Annotated in this window: 5 protein-coding genes; 2 read left to right on the forward strand and 3 right to left on the reverse strand. The window is 68.9% G+C overall.

Annotated elements, in window-relative coordinates; translation table 11 throughout:
- The 3 genes from Q0C81_RS15515 to Q0C81_RS15525 all read right to left on the reverse strand — a co-directional run.
- The coding region (locus tag Q0C81_RS15515) for a beta-ketoacyl synthase N-terminal-like domain-containing protein (RefSeq protein ID WP_291839914.1) at positions 1-1,040 on the reverse strand (1,040 nt) is incomplete at its 3' end.
- A gap of 63 nt (positions 1,041-1,103) precedes the next feature.
- Entirely contained in the window at positions 1,104-1,628 is a 525-nt protein-coding gene (fabA, locus tag Q0C81_RS15520; RefSeq protein WP_291839928.1) for a 3-hydroxyacyl-[acyl-carrier-protein] dehydratase FabA, read from the reverse strand.
- A gap of 112 nt (positions 1,629-1,740) precedes the next feature.
- A complete protein-coding gene (locus tag Q0C81_RS15525; protein ID WP_291839917.1) occupies positions 1,741-2,304 on the reverse strand; it encodes an SH3 domain-containing protein in 564 nt (187 codons plus the stop codon).
- A 44-nt stretch (positions 2,305-2,348) separates the two neighbouring features.
- Here Q0C81_RS15525 and Q0C81_RS15530 point away from each other — a divergent pair, with 44 nt between their 5' ends.
- Together Q0C81_RS15530 and Q0C81_RS15535 are read left to right on the forward strand one after the other, a co-directional pair.
- Positions 2,349-3,335, forward strand: coding sequence for a D-glycerate dehydrogenase (locus Q0C81_RS15530; protein ID WP_291839919.1), 987 nt, complete (start codon positions 2,349-2,351; stop codon positions 3,333-3,335).
- Between the two features lie 64 nt (positions 3,336-3,399).
- Positions 3,400-4,782: hypothetical protein (locus Q0C81_RS15535; RefSeq protein WP_291839922.1), on the forward strand; the 1,383-nt coding region annotated here is incomplete at its 3' end.

Here is a 4,782-nt window from a genome sequence, read left to right on the forward strand (position 1 = left end):
TCCTGGGCGCCCGCCGCGCCGAGCGAGTGGCCCGTCAGCGACTTGGTCGAGGAGATCATCGGCAGGTCGTCGCCGAAGACGTTGCGCACCGCGCCCATCTCCTTGCTGTCGCCGACCGGCGTCGAGGTGCCGTGCGGATTCAGGTAGTCGATGCGCGGATTGCCGGCCATTTCCAGCGCGATCTTCATGCAGCGCTCAGCGCCCTCGCCCGAGGGCGCGACCATGTCGTAGCCGTCCGAATTGGCGCCGTAGCCGGTCACCTCGGCGTAGATCTTGGCGCCGCGCGCCACGGCGCGTTCGTACTCTTCCAGCACGACGATGCCGGCGCCGCCGGCGATGACGAAGCCGTCGCGGTCCTTGTCATAGGCGCGGCTGGCCTTGTTGGGCGTCTCGTTGAAGTTGGACGACATGGCGCCCATGGCGTCGAACATGTTCGACATGGACCAGTCGATGTCCTCCACGCCGCCGGCGAAGACGACGTCCTGCTTGCCCCAGGCGATCTGTTCGGCGCCCGCGCCGATGCAGTGGGCGCTGGTCGCGCAGGCCGAGCTGATCGAATAGTTGATGCCCTTGAGCTCGAACCAGGTGGCCAGCACGGCCGAGGGGCCCGAGGCCATGGCCTTGGGCACGGCGAACGGCCCGATACGCTTGGGCGAGCCCTTTTCGATCGTGGTCTGGGCCGCCTGCAGGATGACCTGGGTCGAGGGGCCGCCCTCGCCGACGATCAGGCCGATGCGCTCGGACTTGATCTCTTCCGGAGTCATGCCGGAGTCCTTCAGGGCTTCCTCGAAGGCGATGTGGCCCCAGGCGGTGCCGTTGGCCAGGAAGCGCGCGGCACGGCGGTCGACCAACGGAGCCCAGTCCTCGGCGCTGACGCCCAACGCCGGCGGAGCCCAGACCTGCGAACGGAAGCCGTGCGTGACGTGGTCGGGGGCGGTTTGCACGCCCGACTTCGCCTCGCGCAGCGATGCGATGACCTCTTCCTGGCCCGTGCCGATGGAAGAAACGATGCCCAGCCCGGTGACGACGACACGCCGCATGGTGGTTTCCTTCTAAGAACGCTCAGTCGCCGCGTAGTGCGCGGTCTGTCTGAATATAGGGATTCAGCCGCCGGCCGCTTCCGTGGTCGCGCCGAACAGGCCGACGCGCATGTCGTTGCAGGTGTAGATCACCTCGCCGTCAGCCTCGAGCACGCCGTCGGCGATGCCCATGACCAGCTTGCGGTTGATCACGCGCTTCAGGTCGATCTTGTAGACGACCTTCTTGATGTGCGGCTGGACCTGACCGGTGAACTTGACCTCGCCGACGCCGAGCGCGCGGCCCTTGCCGGGGCCCCCGATCCAGCCGAGGTAGAAGCCGACCAGCTGCCACATGGCGTCCAGGCCCAGGCAGCCCGGCATGACCGGATCGCCGATGAAGTGGCACTGGAAGAACCAGAGGTCCGGATGGATATCCAGCTCGGCCTCGACATAGCCCTTGCCGTGCGCGCCGCCGTCGGCGTTGATCTTGGTGATCCGGTCGAACATCAGCATCGGCGGGGCCGGCAGCTGGGCGTTGCCCGGCCCGAACAGCTCACCCCGGCCCGAGGCCAGCAGGGCTTCATAGTCAAACGACGACGGATATTTCAGCTCGGTCAAAAGCGTTCTCGTTGCGGCAGGGCGCGACTTCGCGTCCGGATGTTGCCGTGGGGTTACACGAGGGAACCCGGGCGCTCAAACGTTTTAACAGACCGGTGGAGTCCTACCGTTCGGCCCGTCCCGTGCCCGCGGGCCGGTTGGCGTTGCACAGGGCGTGGTCCTGGGCGCCGAACACCGCGCGCTGACGCAGCCAGCCGCGCAGACGACGGACGCGGACCTCGCACCACTGGTCGACGCACGCGTCCAGCGACACCAGCGAGCGGGGCGACAGGCGGGCGCGCACCGGCGAGGTGTCGGAGCGTCCGGCGTGGATGGCGATTTCCTCGCGGGAGGCGTTGAAGACGCTGCGGCGGCTGGAGACCACGCTGCGGTGGACCCAGGCGACCGCGCCTTCGGGATCGCAGATCTTCCGCCATTCGGCGGTTTCGGCGATGACCTGAACCGGCAGGCCCGGGACGCGGTATTCCCATAGGATCGGATAGTCGAGCCCCGGCCCCTGGCGCGCCCGGACCTCGTCGGACTTGAGCGACAGCCAGCGCGGCACGGGTTGGCCGCTGGGGGTCGGGCGGCCGCCCGGCATGGCGTTTCCGGCCCCGGCCATGACGCCGAGCCCGACCAGGGCGGCGACCAGCGCGACGCGCTTGAGGCGAGGAACTTTGCCAGACACCGGGAGGACCATTAAAGCCGGGGACGTGAAACCGAAGGCTCCGAATGTCCTCTCCCCGGCTTAAGGTCGTATTAACCAGACGCTTGCCCGACGCCGTGGAGACACGGATGCGCGAGCTGTTCGACGCCGAGCTTAACCTGACCGACCGTCCGATGGACCGGGCGGCGCTGGAGGCCGCGGTGCAACGGGCCGACGTCCTGGCGCCGACCATCACCGACATCATCGACGCCGACCTGATCTCCAAGGCCGGGCCGCAGCTGAAGATGATCGCCAATTTCGGCGCGGGCGTGGATCACATCGACGTGGACGCGGCGGTCGGTCGGGGCCTGATCGTCACCAACACCCCGGGGGTGCTGACCGAGGACACGGCGGATCTGGCCATGACCCTGATCCTGGCGGTCAGCCGCCGGATCGTGGAGGGGGCGCAGGTCATGCAGGAGGGCCGGTTCGAGGGCTGGAGCCCGACCTGGATGACCGGGCGCAAGCTCTGGGGCAAGCGGCTGGGCATCGTCGGCATGGGCCGGATCGGCCAGGCCTTGGCCCGCCGCGCCAAGGCCTTCGGGATGCAGGTCCACTATCACAACCGCAAACCCGTCCCCGACATGATCGCTGAGGAACTGGGCGCGACCTACTGGGACGACTTGGACCAGATGCTGGCGCGGATGGACCTGATTTCGCTGAACACCCCGGCGACGAAGGACACGCATCATCTGCTGTCGGCGCGGCGGCTGGCCCTGCTGCGGCCCGAGGCCATTCTGGTCAACACCGCGCGGGGCGAGCTGATCGACGAGGCGGCGCTGGCCGAGGCGGTGGCGCAGCGGCGCATCGCGGGCGTCGGACTGGACGTGTTCGAGCAGGAGCCCAAGGTGCATCCGGGTCTGCTGGGGCACGCCAACGTCGTGCTGCTGCCCCACCTCGGCTCGGCGACGATCGAGGCCCGTCAGGACATGGGCGACCGGGTCATCGCCAACATCCAGACCTTCGCCAACGGCCACCGTCCGCCGGACCGCGTGATTCCCGCGATGTTCTGACGCTCCGGCTTGACGGCGCGGCGACGCTTCGGTTGTTTGCCGGAACAAGTCTTGGGGGATTACCGTGAAGTGTGGATTGAGCGAGGCGGCGCAGGCCGCCCTGTCGCGGCGTGGGCTGTTGGTCGGCGTCGGGGCGCTGGCGGGTATGGCGGCGTTGCCGACCGGGGTCGGATCGGCCCGGGCCCAGACCGCCCCGCACGCCATCGGTGACTTCTTCGGATCGACCGGAACGCGGGCCGTGTCGCTGTCGCCGTCGGGCGCGCGCATCGCCGTGCTGGAACAGCTGGGCACCCAGGAAGAGCCCAACGGCGCCATCGACATCATCCAGGCGGACGACCCCGAGGGCACGCGCCGCCGGCTCGATCTCGGTCCGGTCGAGGTCAACTACCTCTACTGGGGCAGCGACGACCGGCTGCTGGTGGGCGTCCTCATTCGCCAGAAGACGGCGCGGCGCTCGCAAGCCGGCTCCAATTTCACCACGCCCGGCGTCGAATATACGACGCGGCGCGCCCTGTCGGTGAACGTCAGCACCGGCGCCATCGTGGTCCTGTTCAACGACCAGCGTCAGCGCATGCGCGCCACCGCCGACATGGGCCGGATCATCGACCTGCTGCCCAACGATCCCGACCACGTGCTGATGGCGGCCTGGGAGGCGGACGGGATCATGGCCCTGCACAAGGTCAACCTGGCCACCGGCAGCGCCGAGCGGATCGAGCGCGGCAGCGCCGGCACCTTCAACTGGCGCACGGTGAACGGCGTCCCCGTCATGCGGCATGACGTCAACAGCCGCGGCACGATGGAGACCATCATGGTCCGCGCGCCGGGTGAAACGGAATGGAAGATGGCGCGTCGTTCGCGCTTCCGCGACGCGCCGGACTTCTACTGGGTCGGCGGCACGGACCGTCCGGGGACGGTGCTGGTCCGGGCCCGACTGGAAAGCGAGGACGTGCAGTCCGTCCGCGAGATGGACCTGGCCACCCTGGCCGTCGGCCCGCCGCTGAACGGTCGCGCCGGCCGCGACGTGAGTTACGGCCTGCGCGACTCCGCGGGTCACTATCTCGGCGCGGCCTACTATGGCGAGCGGCTGGAGTATGAGTTCGCCGATCCGACGCTGGCGCCGCACCATCGCGCCCTGAACCGCTTCTTCGACAACCAGTGCAACGTGACCCTGACCGGCGTCGACGCCGCCCGGAACCGCTTCATCGCGGCGGTCGAGGGACAGAACGAGCCGGGCTCGTGGTATTTCTACGACAAGGCCGCGCGGGCGATCGTTCACATCGGCTCCGCCACGGCCCTGGTCACGGAGCGTCTCGGCGCCGGCGAGATCCTGCAGGTCCAGACCCGCGACGGGGCGACCATCGAGGCCTACCTCATCGCGCCTCCGGGTGGAGCGCCGGGGCCGTTGATCGCCCTGCCCCACGGCGGACCCGAGATGCGCGACACGCCT

The organism is Brevundimonas sp. (assembly GCF_023259385.1).
Classification (GTDB): domain Bacteria; phylum Pseudomonadota; class Alphaproteobacteria; order Caulobacterales; family Caulobacteraceae; genus Brevundimonas.